Origin of the sequence: Apilactobacillus nanyangensis (assembly GCF_016861915.1) — a bacterium.
Taxonomy (GTDB): Bacteria; Bacillota; Bacilli; order Lactobacillales; family Lactobacillaceae; genus Apilactobacillus; species Apilactobacillus nanyangensis.
Window position 1 is genome coordinate 1 of record NZ_BOLX01000008.1, and the last position, 16,077, is coordinate 16,077.

14 protein-coding genes and 7 tRNA genes are annotated in these 16,077 nt (G+C 36.2%); 18 read left to right on the forward strand and 3 right to left on the reverse strand.

Annotated elements, in window-relative coordinates; genetic code table 11:
- Nucleotides 1–82: 82 nt before the first annotated feature.
- From JUD45_RS03405 to JUD45_RS03435, 7 genes are all read left to right on the forward strand, one after another.
- Nucleotides 83–155: transfer RNA gene (locus JUD45_RS03405), tRNA-Asn, on the forward strand.
- A gap of 62 nt (nucleotides 156–217) precedes the next feature.
- Nucleotides 218–290, forward strand: a tRNA-Thr gene (locus JUD45_RS03410).
- A 132-nt stretch (nucleotides 291–422) separates the two neighbouring features.
- Nucleotides 423–2,045: a peptide MFS transporter gene (locus tag JUD45_RS03415; protein WP_138727031.1), complete on the forward strand. Its 1,623-nt coding sequence runs from the start codon at nucleotides 423–425 to the stop codon at nucleotides 2,043–2,045.
- A 167-nt stretch (nucleotides 2,046–2,212) separates the two neighbouring features.
- Nucleotides 2,213–2,295 (forward strand) — tRNA-Tyr (locus JUD45_RS03420).
- An 8-nt stretch (nucleotides 2,296–2,303) separates the two neighbouring features.
- Nucleotides 2,304–2,375: transfer RNA gene (locus tag JUD45_RS03425), tRNA-Gln, on the forward strand.
- Nucleotides 2,376–2,459: 84 nt separating this feature from the next.
- Nucleotides 2,460–3,236 (forward strand): pyrroline-5-carboxylate reductase, encoded by a 777-nt coding sequence (proC, locus tag JUD45_RS03430; protein WP_138727030.1) that lies wholly within the window; start codon nucleotides 2,460–2,462, stop codon nucleotides 3,234–3,236.
- 21 nt (nucleotides 3,237–3,257) lie between these two features.
- Nucleotides 3,258–3,977 carry a GntR family transcriptional regulator gene (locus JUD45_RS03435; RefSeq protein ID WP_138727029.1) on the forward strand — a complete coding sequence of 240 codons (720 nt, stop codon included), beginning with the start codon at nucleotides 3,258–3,260 and terminating at the stop codon, nucleotides 3,975–3,977.
- A 15-nt stretch (nucleotides 3,978–3,992) separates the two neighbouring features.
- Here the strand turns inward: JUD45_RS03435 and JUD45_RS03440 are convergent, their stop codons facing one another.
- A complete protein-coding gene (locus JUD45_RS03440) occupies nucleotides 3,993–4,730 on the reverse strand; it encodes a WecB/TagA/CpsF family glycosyltransferase (protein ID WP_438800469.1) in 738 nt (245 codons plus the stop codon).
- A 92-nt stretch (nucleotides 4,731–4,822) separates the two neighbouring features.
- On the opposite strand from JUD45_RS03440, the gene JUD45_RS03445 reads away from it, so the two are divergent.
- The 9 genes from JUD45_RS03445 to JUD45_RS03485 all read left to right on the forward strand — a co-directional run bounded on the left by JUD45_RS03445 (nucleotide 4,823) and on the right by JUD45_RS03485 (nucleotide 11,501).
- A complete protein-coding gene (locus JUD45_RS03445) occupies nucleotides 4,823–6,295 on the forward strand; it encodes a nicotinate phosphoribosyltransferase (RefSeq protein WP_203619691.1) in 1,473 nt (490 codons plus the stop codon).
- Nucleotides 6,295–7,122: an NAD(+) synthase gene (nadE, locus tag JUD45_RS03450; RefSeq protein ID WP_138727026.1), complete on the forward strand. Its 828-nt coding sequence runs from the start codon at nucleotides 6,295–6,297 to the stop codon at nucleotides 7,120–7,122. Before JUD45_RS03445 ends, nadE begins: the two co-directional genes overlap by 1 nt.
- 18 nt (nucleotides 7,123–7,140) lie before the next feature.
- Complete coding sequence (locus JUD45_RS03455) at nucleotides 7,141–7,557, forward strand: hypothetical protein (protein ID WP_138727025.1); 417 nt, start codon at nucleotides 7,141–7,143, stop codon at nucleotides 7,555–7,557.
- 102 nt (nucleotides 7,558–7,659) lie between these two features.
- Nucleotides 7,660–9,828 carry a Tex family protein gene (locus tag JUD45_RS03460; RefSeq protein ID WP_203619692.1) on the forward strand — a complete coding sequence of 723 codons (2,169 nt, stop codon included), beginning with the start codon at nucleotides 7,660–7,662 and terminating at the stop codon, nucleotides 9,826–9,828.
- 10 nt (nucleotides 9,829–9,838) lie between these two features.
- Nucleotides 9,839–10,285: a SprT family protein gene (locus JUD45_RS03465; RefSeq protein WP_053791529.1), complete on the forward strand. Its 447-nt coding sequence runs from the start codon at nucleotides 9,839–9,841 to the stop codon at nucleotides 10,283–10,285.
- Between the two features lies 1 nt (nucleotide 10,286).
- Entirely contained in the window at nucleotides 10,287–11,162 is an 876-nt protein-coding gene (locus tag JUD45_RS03470; RefSeq protein WP_236018481.1) for a homoserine kinase, read from the forward strand.
- A gap of 67 nt (nucleotides 11,163–11,229) precedes the next feature.
- A tRNA-Leu gene (locus tag JUD45_RS03475) sits at nucleotides 11,230–11,315 on the forward strand.
- A gap of 34 nt (nucleotides 11,316–11,349) precedes the next feature.
- Nucleotides 11,350–11,422, forward strand: a tRNA-His gene (locus tag JUD45_RS03480).
- Between the two features lie 7 nt (nucleotides 11,423–11,429).
- Nucleotides 11,430–11,501 (forward strand) — tRNA-Gln (locus JUD45_RS03485).
- 112 nt (nucleotides 11,502–11,613) lie between these two features.
- Here the strand turns inward: JUD45_RS03485 and JUD45_RS03490 are convergent.
- Complete coding sequence (locus JUD45_RS03490; RefSeq protein WP_138727023.1) at nucleotides 11,614–12,708, reverse strand: LCP family glycopolymer transferase; 1,095 nt, start codon at nucleotides 12,706–12,708, stop codon at nucleotides 11,614–11,616.
- A gap of 273 nt (nucleotides 12,709–12,981) precedes the next feature.
- On the opposite strand from JUD45_RS03490, the gene JUD45_RS03495 reads away from it, so the two are divergent.
- Nucleotides 12,982–13,935 carry a DMT family transporter gene (locus JUD45_RS03495; RefSeq protein ID WP_203619694.1) on the forward strand — a complete coding sequence of 318 codons (954 nt, stop codon included), beginning with the start codon at nucleotides 12,982–12,984 and terminating at the stop codon, nucleotides 13,933–13,935.
- 14 nt (nucleotides 13,936–13,949) lie between these two features.
- On the forward strand, nucleotides 13,950–14,618 hold the full coding sequence (locus tag JUD45_RS03500) for a 2,3-bisphosphoglycerate-dependent phosphoglycerate mutase (protein ID WP_203619695.1): 669 nt from the start codon (nucleotides 13,950–13,952) through the stop codon (nucleotides 14,616–14,618).
- A gap of 36 nt (nucleotides 14,619–14,654) precedes the next feature.
- Here JUD45_RS03500 and JUD45_RS03505 read toward each other — a convergent pair whose 3' ends face one another.
- Nucleotides 14,655–15,995, reverse strand: coding sequence for a C1 family peptidase (locus JUD45_RS03505; protein ID WP_203619696.1), 1,341 nt, complete (start codon nucleotides 15,993–15,995; stop codon nucleotides 14,655–14,657).
- Nucleotides 15,996–16,077 lie beyond the last annotated feature (82 nt).

The window sequence follows — 16,077 nt, forward strand, 5'->3', positions numbered from 1 at the left end:
CGAACACAGAAGTTAAGCTTCTAAACGCCGATAGTAGTTGAGGGATCGCCCTCTGCAAGGGTAGGACGTTGCCGCGCGTTATTCCGAATTAGCTCAGTTGGTAGAGCACCTGACTGTTAATCAGGTTGTCGTCAGTTCGAGTCTGACATTCGGAGTATATAAAGAGGTGCTAACATTTGTTAGCACCTTTCTTGTATATAATATATACATAACATTTGCCGGCTTAGCTCAGTTGGTAGAGCATCGGTATCGTAAACCGGCGGTCACAGGTTCAAGTCCTGCAGCCGGCATAAAAGAACTAGGATTTTGATGTCCTAGTTTTTTTATTTTTATATGATTAAATTTTGGTAAAATTGATAAAATTTTAATCAGAGCGTATAATAACCGTTGCTATGATTTTTAATTGTTTGGAGGAGTATTAATTGGATAAAGTTGATAATGATAATCAATCAAAAGGTCTAATTTCATTAACATTAACTGAGTCTCTTGAAAGATTTAGTTACTATGGTATGCAAGCTATTCTTTTGTACTATATGTACTATTCATTAAGTAAAGGTGGTCTGGGATTTAAACCATCCACAGCTGCATCATTATTTGCAATTTATGGATCGCTAAGTTATTTATCTGCTGCTTGTGGAGGGTACATTAGTGATAGAATTCTTGGAGGGAAAAGGACGGTTTCTCTCGGTGCCATTTTAATTATTTTAGGTCAGTTAATCTTAACGATTCCACTCCATAATACAATTTGGTTATTATTTATATCTCTTGTATTTTTAACAGTGGGGACTGGATTATTAAAACCAACAATCACAACGATGGTTGGAAACTTATATGATGAACGATATAACACAAGGGCATATCGTTTTACCATTTTCCTTTCAGGAATTAACATCGGTGCATTCTTAGCTCCAATTATCATTGGTTATATTGGTGTACACGTTAATTTCCATCTTGGATTTTTAATTGGTGCAATCGCAATGGCAATTGGTCTTGCCATTTTTGAAAAGCATACCAATGACTATAACCAAAACAATAGTATTTACACATTAAATCCAATTGAACCTTACGAAATTAAAAAGTTATTTGATCGAGTTATGCTATTCGTTGTATCAATTGCGTTAGTATTCTTATTAATGTATGTTTTTGATGCTTTGAATCTTGAAAATATTATTACGCTTTTAAGTGCAATAACTATTATAGTTCCATTTATTTACTTCTTTGTGATCATTAGTAGTAACCACACAACGCAAAAAGAAAGAAAGGGAATGGTAGTATATGTAATTCTATTCATTTGTGCATCTTTCTTTTGGGGAGTAGAGGAACAAGGACCAATCGTTTTAGCGATGATGGCCAGTGGTAGCACTGATAACGATTTCTATGTATGGAAATACGCCGTTTTATCATTCTTTATTGTTGTTTCATTGGTTATTGGTTACTTCGTACAAAAAAAGAATAGTAGTTCCTTATTAAAAGCATTTACTGCTGTAATTTTACTATTCTTTATCTTATTGGGTATTTTTCATAATGGTGATTTCCATGTTCATATTTCAAGAACATGGTATCAAGCAATCAATCCATTATTCATACTAATCTTTACACCATTATTCGCTAAGTATTGGCACCATAGAGAAAGTAATGCTTTAAAGTCATTCCCACTTGGTGTTATTTTAGCAAGTATTGGATGTTTAATTTTATTTATCCCAATCAAGTTTTTAGCAGGTAGTGAAGTTAATCCATTGTGGATCATTGCCACTGTTGGTATGGTTTGCTTAGGAGAAATGTTAATTTACCCAGTTGGATTATCAGTAACTTATCGTTTAGCTCCTAAGAACTTTCTTTCACAAATGATGGGGGTATGGTACTTGTCAGCAGCTACTGGTCAAGCTATTAACTCTCAAGTTGTGAAATATTTCTCTGTAGATAATGTTAATTATTTCTTAGTACTAGGAAGTATTGGAATTGTTTTATCAATTGTGATGGTAATCTTGTTACATCAAGTTCTACGTGATTTGCACATCAGTAGAAAAATTAAAAAAAGTGCTTAAAAAGTGTTGACTTAAACCGCGATTTTCGATATTATATTATTTGTTGATTGGTTGAGACATACCAATGACATCGCAGTTTTAACACTTGCGATTAGGTAAAAAAGTCATTGACAAGCATCTATGATTTTGCTATTATATTTCTTGTTGATTACATTTTATATCTTTTCGGAGGGGTAGCGAAGTCTGGCTAAACGCGGCGGACTGTAAATCCGCTCCTTCGGGTTCGGTGGTTCGAATCCACTCCCCTCCATTTTTTATTGGGCTATAGCCAAGTGGTAAGGCAACGGGTTTTGATCCCGTGATGCGCTGGTTCGAACCCAGCTAGCCCAACTACTTGAAATGACTAACTTTTATAGTTAGTCATTTTTTTTTATGTTATAATAAACACATCATTTTTTAGTTCTGGAGGTTGCTATGAAAATAGGTTTTATTGGTGTTGGAGCAATGGCAAAGGCAATGATTAAGGGATATATCAATTCTGGTAAAGTTAATGCTAGTGATATATATGTTCATGCTCCACATAAGGAAAAATATCAAGAATTCGCAAAGACTACAGGTATTAACTGTAGCGACAGTAATCAAGAAGTAGCAGCAAGCAGTGACTTGGTTATTTTGGCAACTGGACCAAAACAAGTTGTTGATGTTTTAAAGGATGTTAGAGAAAAACTAAATGGCAAGATTCTAGCTTCAATCGCATGGCAAATTTCTTTAGAACGTTTAGAAGAATTAACTAGTTATGATTTACCAATCATTCGTTTGATTCCAAATGTAAACGTAGAAGTTAACGAAGGAATGCTAATCTATAAAGCTAACGAAAACCTAGTTGATGAAAGAATGGCAGATACTGTTAGCAACTTAGAACTACTAGGTAAGATGATTGAAATTGATGAAGATAAATTCGATGTATCAGGATCATTAATGGGATGTACTCCAGCATACGCTTATTTATTTGCGGACATCTTCAGTCGTAGTGCAGTTAACCATGGCTTAGACAAACAAACAGCGACTCAATTAGCAGCACAAGCTATTTTAGGATCAATGAAGATGATTGAAAAATCTGACAAGTCTCCAAGTGACTTAATTGATGATGTTTGTTCTCCTGCCGGTGGAACTATCAAAGGATTATTAGCATTGAAGAAGAGTGGTTTCGAAAAAGCCGTAATTGATTGTTTTGATGCAACTCAAGAATAGTAATGAAGGGATAGTGAAATAATGGCTTTGCCAATTTATATCCAAATTCATAATGAAATAAAAAAGAATATTGAAGAAGGTAAATGGAAACTAGGTAGTCGTATTCCTTCTGAAAGACAACTATCTACTGAATTTAACGTTAGTCGAATGACTTTAAGACAAGCAATTCAAACGCTTGTTGATGAAGGCATCTTAGATCAACGTGTCGGTTCAGGTACATATGTTTCCAATGAAAAGGTTCAAGAAAAGATGTCAGGGGTTACTAGTTTCACTGACATCATGTTAGCGCAAGGCAAGCTTCCTGCTAGTAAGACCATTTCATATCACACACTAGAACCTTCACTAAGCGAAATCGAAAAGCTCAACATCTCTCAAAATGACAAGGTATTGAGAATGGAACGAATCCGTTATGGTGATGGTGTGCCCATTTGCTTTGAAATCGCCACAGTTCCGGAAAAGATTATCGACGGTTTAAGTAAAGGTGATGTGACAGATTCATTCTACGCATCATTGAAGGAAAAGAAGAACCTAGTGCCGAAAGTATCTAGACAAAACGTTTCAGCAACGCTTGCTTCTGAAAAAATTGCTGAATACTTAGATATTAAAAAGGGTGATGCCATTCTGTTATTAAGACAGGTGACATCACTACAAAACGGCCAACCGTTTGAATACGTTCGTACTCAATACGTGGGCGAAAGATTTGAATTTTATTTAGATAGTAAAAAAAGTACATTCGACTAATATCGATGTACTTTTTTATTTTGCTTCATTCTTCTTTTGTTTCTTTACTAAACGGATGAATTTTGGTAATGCCAACATACGTTTAAAACGGGTGGGTTCTTTGACTAAACGGTATAGCCATTCAATGTGGTGATTGATCCAAAATTGTGGGGCACGTTGAACATGGCCAGATAAAACATCAAAGCTACCACCTAAGCCGATCCATAGTCCATCGTTCACATGACGATATTTTTCGATTAAGTATTCTTGCTTAGGGAAACCTAGAGCTACAAATACCATATCGGGCTGATTTTGCTTTATTTCAGCGGCAATTTCATCACTATCGGTAAAATACCCATCATGATAGCCAGAAACGGTTAAATCTGGGTATTTTTGTGGAATAATCTTCTTCAAGTCAGCGATGACTTCTGGTTTGGCACCCAAAAAGTATGCTGATTTATGATTCTGATTACCCCAGCTTAATAAGTCCAATAGAATGTCGTATCCGGTAATTCTTTCGCTCATATCTGAACCCAAGATATGAGCACCCATAACGATACCAATTCCGTCGGCAACTAGGTAGTCAGATTTTTTAATTGTATCGGTGTATTTTTGATCGTTTAAAGCGTGAACAACGATTTCGGGATTAGCAGTGACGACAAAAGTATTTTCACGTTTATCGATTCTATGCTTGGTGTTATCCATGAAATCATTGAATGAACTGTTTAAAAAATCAAAACCTAAAATATTAACAGTTTTATTTTCCATTGCAATACCTTCAAATAAATTATTATGATTATTTCTTTAATTAATGATAAAATAAAAGACATTAAAATGCGACAAGTATTAGGAGGATTTCATAAAAAATGTCAAATGAATTTGATAATTTAACATTACATACTGATGCATATGAAATCAATATGATGCAAACATACTTCCAAGCAGGTTTGCAAGATCGTCGAGCTGTATTCGAAGTTTACTTTAGAAAAATGCCTTTTGAAAATGGGTTTGCCATCTTCGCTGGATTGGAAAAAGTAATTAAGTATATTAAAGATATCAACTTTACAGATGATGATATTGAGTTCTTACGTTCTCAAAACGAATATACCGAAGAATTTTTAGAATATCTTCGCAACTTTAAATTTACTGGATCAATTCGTTCTTTGGTTGAAGGGGAATTGGTATTCAATAACGAACCAATGCTTCAAGTCGAAGGAAATGTTTGTGAATGCCAACTAGTTGAAACAGCAATTTTAAACATCGTTAACTATCAAACATTGATCGCTACTAAAGCTGCTAGAATTAGAATGGCGGCAGGGGATGACCCATTACTAGAATTTGGTAGTCGTCGTGCTCAAGAAACTGCGGCGGCCATCTGGGGTACAAGAGCTGCTTACATTGGTGGTTTTAACGCCACATCAAATGTTTTAGCAGGTAAGAACTTTAACATTCCAATTAGTGGAACTCATGCTCACTCACTAGTTGAACTATTCCAAGATGACTACAAAGCATTTAAAGCTTACGCACAAAGCCATCGTGAATGTGTTTTCTTAGTGGATACTTTTGATACATTAAAGAGTGGTGTTCCTAACGCCATTAAGGTTGCTAATGAAATGGGCGACAAGATTCATTTCGCTGGTGTACGTATTGATTCCGGTGATATGGCATACTTATCAAAACGTGTCCGTGAAATGCTAGATGATGCTGGCTATCCAGACGCTAAGATTTTTGCCTCAAATGACTTGGATGAAAAAACCATTACTAGTTTGAAGATGCAAGATGCTAAGATTGATGTTTGGGGAATTGGTACTAAACTAATTACCGCATTCGATCAACCAGCACTAGGTGCCGTATACAAGATGGTATCCGTTGAAAATGATAACGGTGAAATGGTAGATACCATTAAGTTATCAAATAATGCTGAAAAGGTATCTACACCTGGTAAGAAGCAAGTTTGGCGAATTACCGAAAGAAAAGATGGTAAGTCAGAAGGAGACTACATCACACTATCTGATGAAAATCCAAATGATGAAGATAGTCTATACATGTTCCATCCTCAATACACTTACATTAACAAGACATTGACTGATTTTGATGCAAGACCATTGTTAAAGGACATCTATAAAGATGGTGAATTAGTTTATGATCAACCAGAATTAGCTGATATCAAACAATATTCAGAAGATGTATTATCATCACTATGGCCTGAGTACAAACGTGAGTTAAACCCACAAGAATACCCAGTTGATTTATCAACCAAATGTTGGAACAACAAGATGAGCATTATCAAGGATGTCCACGATAAAATCAAAAATAAGCAAGACAAGGGTGAATTGTAATGAGAGAAAAGCAAACAGAAATCATTGATGCATTAAAGGTAAAACCATCAATTGATCCAAAAGAAGAAATCAGAAACAGTGTTGACTTTTTAAAGAGCTATCTAAAGAAAAACACTTTCCTAAAGACTCTAGTTCTAGGAATTTCAGGTGGTCAAGATTCTACTTTGACTGGTAAGTTAGCACAAATCGCCATTAACGAAATGCGCGAAGAAACTAATGACGATGAATACAAGTTTATCGCCGTTAGATTACCTTATGGAACTCAAGCTGATGAATCAGATGCAATGGATTCAATTGATTTCATCGAAGCTGACAAGACTATCCGAGTAGATATCAAGCCAGCTGCTGATGCTGCCGTTGCTTCTGTTGAAGCTGATGGAATGGAAATTTCTGACTTCAACAAGGGTAACATCAAGGCAAGACAAAGAATGATTGCTCAATATGCAATTGCTGGTCAAACTCATGGTGCCGTTTTAGGAACCGACCATGCTGCTGAAGCCGTAACTGGTTTTTACACTAAGTTTGGTGACGGTGCTGCTGATATTACTCCACTATGGCGTTTGGACAAACGTCAAGGTAAGGCAATGCTAGCTGAATTAGATGCACCAAAGCATTTATACGAAAAGACTCCAACTGCTGACCTAGAAGATGATCGTCCTGCATTACCTGATGAAGTTGCTTTAGGTGTAACTTACGACGATATCGATAACTACCTAGAAGGCAGAGAAGTTTCAAAAGATGCTGCAGAAAAGATTGAAAACTGGTATATTAAAACAGAACATAAACGTCATCTACCAATTACTATTTACGATGACTTTTGGAAGTAAGAAGGGAATTTTTTAATTATGAAGAAAAACAAGATGGCAATCTATGCTCCATTTTTATCTGATTTAATCACTAACACTAATAAGGTTGGTGAAGAAATGAGTCATGATTACGATCCATTGGAAGAAGCTGTTGCTAACAACGATTACTCATCAATCGATTTAGCAAGCACAAAGGATACTTTCCAAAAGGGTACTGATAAGTACAAAGAATTCTTATCACAACTTGATAACGTAGACGTTCCTGCTAAGGAATTGGGTCGTCACTCAATCCTAAAGGAAGCTTATGCTGATTACGTTAAGGGATGCCAAGATATGGTAGACAGCATCAAAGCTGATACTATTGAAGCAGATGCTTTTAATAAAGCAGGTAAGCTACAACAAGACAGCATTGAACGAGTATTTAAGACAGCTCAAAAGATCATGATGTCAATGTAATAAAAACAAAAGATAGTTGGTAAATATTACCAACTATTTTTTTATCTAAAAATGCAATGATATAATTAAAGACAAACTCAAATAAGAAATGAGATGAACGATTTGGAACAATCAATCATTACAAAAATTAGAAAAGAACTAGGCAGTTATTCAGAAAAACAAATCTCTGCCGTTATTTCCATGTTAGAAGATGGCAATACAGTTCCTTTCATCGCCAGATATCGTAAGGAACGTACAGGCAGTTTGGATGAAGTGCAAATCAGAGAAATTGCCGATGCCAACACAAAAATTACCAATCTAGAAAAACGTAAAGAAGAAGTTCTCCGTTTAATCGAAGAACAAGGTAAGCTAACCGATAAACTAAAATCAGACATTGAAAAAGCCGAATCAATGCAAAGAGTCGAAGACTTGTACCTACCATACAAGAAAAAGAAGAAGACTAAGGCAATGATTGCTAGAGAACAAGGTTTAGAACCATTGGCGAAACTTGTTTTAGCTAACGATGATTCCTTTGTGAATAAGGCAAAAGACTACGTGGATGTAGAAAAAGAATTGAACAATGTTGAAGATGTCTTAAACGGTATTCATGAAATCCTAGCCGAAGATATCGGAAACGATGCCCATTTAAGAGAGTGGATTCGAGAAGATACCAAAAAGCACGGCCAAATTGCCAGCAAGGCCAAGAAGGATGCTGATGAAAAAGACAAAAAGCACGTCTATGAAGATTACTATGAATTCTCACAACCAATTAACCAATTGAAGAACCATCGTGTCCTAGCGTTAAATCGTGGTGAAAACGAAAAGATATTAACCGTCAGCATTGATGTCAATATCAATGTTATTTACAAGTTCTTGCAAGCGGAAACTAACCGTAAGCGTAACGGCAAGTCCGCTGAATTTGTGAAGGATGCTTATGAAGATGCATACGCTCGTTTTATGAAACCAGCCATTGATCGTGAAATCAGAAATGAATTAACCGATGAAGCTGATGAACACGCCATTAATATCTTTGGTCGTAACTTGTATAATCTACTAATGCAAGCACCAATCAAGGGCAAGGTAGTGATTGGTTTTGACCCAGCTTACCGTACTGGATGTAAATTAGCTGCAATTGACGATAACGGGAAGTTCTTGGATAAGTTAGTGATTTATCCACACAAACCAGCAAGTGATGCTAAACGCCAACAAGCAAAAAAACAACTGGTTGATTTCATTAAGAAGAACCATGCCGAAATGATTGCAATTGGAAATGGGACAGCTAGTCGTGAATCGGAACAATTTGTGTCTGAATTAATTAAAGAAAATAATCTACCGGTTTATTACGTAATTGTTAATGAAGCCGGAGCTTCTGTATACTCTGCCAGTCAAAATGCGCGTGATGAATTTCCTGATTTTCACGTTGAAGAACGTTCTGCTGTGAGTATCGGAAGACGACTTCAAGATCCGTTAGCAGAATTGATTAAGATTGATCCTAAGTCAGTTGGGGTTGGTCAATACCAACATGATTTACCCGCAAAACAACTAGATGCTCAATTGGATCGAGTTGTGGAAACTGCCGTTAATAAAGTTGGAGTTAATGTTAATACAGCTAGTCCTGAATTATTAACCCATATTTCTGGAATGACTAAGACTACCGCAAAGAATGTGGTTAAGTTTAGAAATGAAAATGGTGAATACAAGACACGTCAATCCTTATCTAAGGTACCTAGATTAGGACAAAAGACTTATGAACAAGCTATTGGTTTCTTAAGAATCTTAGACGGTAGTAATCCACTTGATAATACAGACATTCACCCGGAAAGTTACAAGATTGCTAACCAAATTGTGGATGAATTGAATTTTAGTTTGGATTCATTGGGAACCAGTGAAATTAATCAAGCTTTATCCACATTCGATGTTGATAAGTTTATTAATGAAAATGGGTATGGAAAGCAAACCGTATTAGACATCATCGATGGATTAAAACGTCCAGGAAGAGACTTCCGTGATAACATGCCAACGCCAGTCCTAAAGCAAGATGTATTGAAGATTGAGGACTTAAAAGAAGGGATGCAACTACAAGGAACAGTTAGAAATGTAATCGACTTTGGTGCTTTCGTTGATGTTGCTGTGAAGCAAGATGGGCTTGTCCACATTTCACAAATGAGTGACCAATTTATTTCAGACCCAAGCAGTGTTGTTTCCGTTGGAGACATTGTTGACGTATGGGTATTATCAGTTGATATTAAGCGTAATCGGATTCAACTAACGATGATTAATCCGGAGAAGTGATAAAATTTAAATGAATGATCAAGAATTACAAACATTGGTGGAAAAGATTTCACAAGAATCATTCGCCAAACCATTTAAGCACCGTGCTTACTTTAATAGTCGTTTAAGAACTACAGGTGGAAGATACCATGTGGCTAGTCATGATATTGATATTAATCCTAAGATGTTAACAGAACATTCGATGGAGATATTGGTAGGGGTGATAAAACACGAGCTTTGCCATTACCATCTACACCTTGCAGGGTATTCTGGTAAGCATAATACCTTGGCTTTTAAACGATTGTTGAAGACAGTGGGAGGATCAAGATTTGCACCGGCACCTGTGGACAAGCGTCCGTTTAAATATGTTTGTACACATTGTGGACAAACTTACCGCCGTAAGCGTAGAATTGACACTCACAAGTATGTATGTGGAAAATGTCGTGGAAAACTAAAACTAGACACTGGAGATGATTAGTTTGGATAAAAAAATAATTATCCGAGTACCTGCTACATCAACAGGAATCGGAGCTGGAATTAACTCAATCGGAATTGCTTTTGGCTTATACTACACAGTCATTGTTGAAGAAGAAATGCAACACTGGCAAGTAAACCATGCGTTAGGTGATGACGTTCCAAACGATGAAAATAACATTATTGTGCAAACCATCCTAAAGGTGGATCCAACAATCAAACCTCACCAATTAACTGTTATGTCAGATGTTCCAATTGGAAGAGGCCTTGGTTCAAGTACTACTGCAATTGTTGCTGGAATCAAGATTGCTAACGCATTAGGGGAATTAGACTTATCACTAGATGATGAGATTAATATTGGTAGTAAGATTGAAGGTCATGCTGATGGTGTAGCATCTGCTTTATTGGGTGACATTACTGTTTCTTACTTTAATGGTGAAATGGCTACAACAGTTAAGACCCAAATTCCAGAGGTTATTAACGCATTAGTATACCTAACTAAGGATGATGGTAGCGACAAAGCTATCTACAAGAACCAAGTTAGCTCTGTAGACGCCGTAAAAGCCAGCAGTGCAACCAATGTGCTAGTGGCCTCATTAATGAGCAATGAATGGACTAAAGCCACTGAAATGATGGAAAATGACGCTATTTACACGGATAACATCTATGAAGTGGTACCAGAACTTGAAACCATCAGAAAACGAGCCCATGAATTGGGAATCTACGGTACGTTCCTAAATCAATCACACCGTTGTGTAATTACATTTGGTACTGAATCTGAATTGAATCAATTACGTGATAGATTGAACGTTGGAAAACTCGATGGAGTGATGAGATTGATTAAGGTAGATCACAGTGGTGCCACTGTACGCGGTGAATAAAAAAATTTAAAACACCTATTGCAAAGTAGGGAAAAATCACATATAATAATATTTGTGATTTTTTATTGCGGCCATGGCGGAATTGGCAGACGCGCAAGATTAAGGATCTTGTCGGGATTAATCCCGGTGGAAGTTCGAGTCTTCTTGGCCGCATTAATGAGAAATCATTATCACATATAATAATATGGCGGTAGTGGTGAAGTGGTTAACACATCGGATTGTGGTTCCGACACGCGTGGGTTCGATTCCCACCTACCGCCCTTTTATTGGGCTATAGCCAAGTGGTAAGGCAACGGGTTTTGATCCCGTGATGCGCTGGTTCGAACCCAGCTAGCCCAACTACTTAAAAAGGAGACATCCAAATGGATGTCTCCTTTTTCTTTGCCTTCATCGATTAATAAAATAGGGGATACAAAAAAGGCTCTGGTATTAACCAGAGCCTTTTATTTTATTATCTGTCATTTGAGTAATTGATTTGAGTTGAAGAACTACTCATAACGCTGGCACCAACACTGTAGTCACTAGTTTGACTTTGTGTTGAGTTTAATGAAGTAAGTTTACTTAATCCAAGACTTTCTCTAATTGAGTTTGAAACGTTTAGAAGTGTGTCTTGAGTTGGTACTTCATAATCAATACCGTCAACAACAGCAGTTTCACCTTGAAGAGTTTGTGACTTGATGTGGTGAGTTGCATTTCCGTATCTTTCACGTAAAGCAACCATATCATCAAACTTCATATCAGTCTTAAGTTTACCTGAGATTGAATTTAGAATTGATTTGTATCTTGGTAATGAAGAAATATTCATACCCTTTAGAACAAGTTTTTGTAGTACTTGTCTTTGTCTTACTTGACGACCGTAGTCACCAGCAGGATCTTGATGTCTCATTCTTGAGTATGCAAGAGCTTGGGCACCATTCAATGTAACTGTCTTACCCTTAACAACGTTCGCAGCACCATAATGGAAAGTTAAAGGAGGAGTAACGGTAACACCACCCACAGCGTTAACCATCTTTTCTAGACCACCCATGTTAATAATTGCATAGAAGTCAATTGGAACGTTTAACAAGTTTTGTACAGTTTGTACGGCACTTGAAGCACCACCAATAGTGTATGCAGCATTAATCTTTTCGTAAGGTTGTGAATCGCCAGGAACAGTAACCTTAGTATCACGTGGGATACTTGTTAGGTAAATTGTTTCTTTTTTAGGATTAACAGTAGCTAGAATCATTGTATCTGTTCTACCTGTGTCATGACGTCCTAGGGCACCAGTATCAGTACCTAGAAGTAAGATTGAAACAGGTTTGTTTTGAGCGATGATGCTAGATACGTTTCTTTCTTTTGTGGATAAACCTGGTTGATAAGCCTTATCCGCAGCATTCTTCATGTTGACATAAACACCATGAGCAATGATTAATCCAGCAACTAGTAGAACTAATGTGACAATAAGAGTGATCCATGCACTCTTATGACTCTTCTTCTTCTTGAAGTGAGGTTGGTTTCCTCTAGTTCTGGAAGCTCTATCGATGTTTTGATTATTGTTTTGCATAAATCAAAAATAGCTCCTTTTTTCTGAATTTCCCCATTATACTACCTATAATTAAGATACGTAAATATAACTTTTATTATAAACTTATTTTTTTAAAAAGAATAATAGTTACGAGATATGTAATAAATTGTAATGTATTTGTTACATTTTTAATAAGGTCGGGGGATATGATATAATTCTGATGTTAATATAAAAAACATCACAACATGAACTTTAAGCTTGTAGTGTATCAAGTTTTTTATAATTTGTAAATTTAAAGGAGCGCGTTTAAAGTTGAAAAAGACTTTTCTGTATGTTTTAATTTCCACATTTATGTTTAGTTCAATGGAAATTGCACTAAAAAGTGTCCAAGGAGTTTTTAGTCCAATCCAATTGAATTTAATTCGATTCTTTATTGGGGGATTAGTATTAATTCCAATCGTGATGAAGAATGGAAAGCAAACATTATTGACGAGTAAATGGAAAAGTTTAGGTGTCTTCTTATTAACTGGATTTTTGTGTGTAGTCGTTAGTATGACGCTATTCCAATTGGCAATCATGTACGATGAAGCATCAACGGTAGCAGTGCTATTTAGTTGTAATCCAGTATTTGCATTACTATTCGCTTTCTTTATTCTAAGGGAAAAGATTAGTCGACTAGGATTTATTTCACTAGTTCTTTCTATTATCGGATTGCTTGTAATAGTTAATCCGGCCAACCTTACCAACCCATTGGGAATTTCATTAGCATTGGGTTCAGCACTAACATTTGGTCTTTACAGCATTGTATCCAGATGGGGTTCACAAGTTACCGGTCAAAATGGATTAGCAACTACTTGCTACACATTTTTAGCCGGATCTGTCGAACTTTTAATTTTAGTATCAATTACAAATATTTCTGCTGTTGCAAACTACATGAATAAGGTAGAATGGTTAAAACCATTCGCAAACACACCAATAATTCATAATATTTCCATGAATTATTTCTGGATTCTATTATTTATTTGTGTCTGTGTTACAGGTGGTGGATTTGCATTCTACTTCCTTGCTATGGAAAGAGCAGGGGTATCAATTGCCTCAATCGTATTTTTCATCAAACCAGGATTGGCACCAATTTTGGCAATGATTTTGTTAGGTGAAAAGATTGCAATTAATACTTGGATTGGAATTGTGATTATTCTAATCGGTTCTGTGATTACGTTTATTGGTAGTCAGATGGAACAAAAGAATGCTGCATTAGAAGAATAAAAAGAGATGATAATATGTCGTATTTAGTAATCATGCGTCATGGTCAAAGTGTTGCCAACGAAAAAAATGTTTTCACTGGTTGGAGTGATGTTGCCTTAACAGAAAAAGGTATTCAACAGGCTCACGATGCTGGTAAGAAGATTAATCAATTGGGAATTGATTTTGATCATGCTCATACTTCGTTTTTAAAACGCGCAATTGAAACGTTGCATATTGTGTTAAGTGAAATTAACCAACAATATATTCAAGAGACTAAGTCATGGCGACTAAATGAACGTCATTATGGAGCGTTGCGCGGTCGTAAAAAAGATGACGTTAAGTTACAATATGGGCCTGAAAAGTTTGCTGAATTTAGACGCAGCTATACAACGGTCCCACCATTGTTGGATCAACCCGATGAAGAGCATAAGTATGAAAAAATCGGTGTGATTGAACCACGTGGTGAAAGTCTAAAGATGGCCTATGAAAGATTGATACCATACTGGCAAGACTCGATTGCTCCTAAGTTATTAGACGGTCAAAACGAGTTGGTAGTTGCCCATGGTTCAACGCTAAGGGCATTAATTAAGTATTTAGATAATATTAGTGATGATGACATTGATCGAGTGGAAGTTCCAAATGGAAAACCAATCGTTTATCATTTCGATGATAAGTTGAATGTAATTAGTAAAAAGACAATATAAAAAGAGCTGATAATTTATCAGCTCTTTTTTTGTGATTTATTTTTCGTTAAATGCAAGTGTTCCCATTGGATCCCATGGATCTAATACAACTGGGTCTTGTTCTTGATTCTTCTTATCTTCTTCAGATAGGTATTTCTTGTTGATAACAACTTGGTAAGTGAAACGTCTGAACCATGACTCACTCATTACAAAGTATCCCTTTGAACCAACTTGGTTACCCCAAGAGTTTTCAATCTTCCACTTAGTAGGTTGACCATCAACGATATCAACACCAGTGATAACCATAGCATGGTTCATAACACTTTGGTGGTAGTCTAGTTGTTCATCTTTACTCATTAATAAATCAATGTCGAATAATTCATCCTTTGAGTATAGGTTGTCGTCCATGATTCCTTTTTTACGATCTGATTCCTTTGAAACGTCGCTTCCGAACCAAACGCTTTCACCGTTCTTTAATTGGGTGATGGTTAGTTCTTCCAGACGATCCATTTCAAGATTTAAATGCTTAACTTGGCGACCATCGATAACGTTACCTAACATATCAACGGTGTAAGTCTTTTCGTATGGTTTGTCTAATGTAGGGGAGTTAATGATTGAAACGTAATCTTCTAGGTTTAAGTTTACGTATTTATCAAAGAACTTCTTTGGAGTTAAATCAGTATCGATGTGGTATTCGTTTTTTTCATCACGGTATTCAAAGTTGAATTCCGAAACAGGTTCACCGAATGAATAGACTAAGACACGGTAAATTTCGCTTAACATTTCGTCTTTTACCTTTTCGATATCTGAACTGTTTTGTGAAACTAGTTCACGTAGTTGAATGGCATCCATTCTTAGCTTTTGGTTTAATACAACGTTTAATTCTGAAGTATCGTTACTTACGGCAGTTTCAACCATTGCTGATTGAGGAACAACACCGTACTTTTCGATTACCGCACATAACATGTCCCATTGACCACCATCTTGTTGTGGTGAATCTAATAGCCATGAAACACGGCGTGAAGTTAATGGTTCATCAGCAGTCTTGATAATGTTTTCTAAGAACCAGTTACATTTTTCAAACTTATCCCAGAAAGTAGTGTAAATTTGTGATAATTCAAAATCACCAGATAAGTTGAAGTTTTTAGCTAGGTTATGACGCATAGTATTTAGCGCTGCGAAAATCCAGCAACGGCCACTATGTTTTTGGTTGGCAACTTCACCAGTATCGATTTCAATTGAAAAGTTTGGCTTCATGTTACCTTCCGCTTCGAAGTTGGCAGCTGAAGAGTTGATACCATTATGGCTTATGGCTCTTTGCATTACCTTAGCTTCTTTACGATCTAATAAATCGTTATGATATTTTTGGATATTTTCATTACTAATACTTTTAGACATCATGATTCCTCCTTGCTTTTATAATATTATATCATTCAGGTCAAATGCTCTTAAGACACAAAAAACCGTGATAATAAGACCT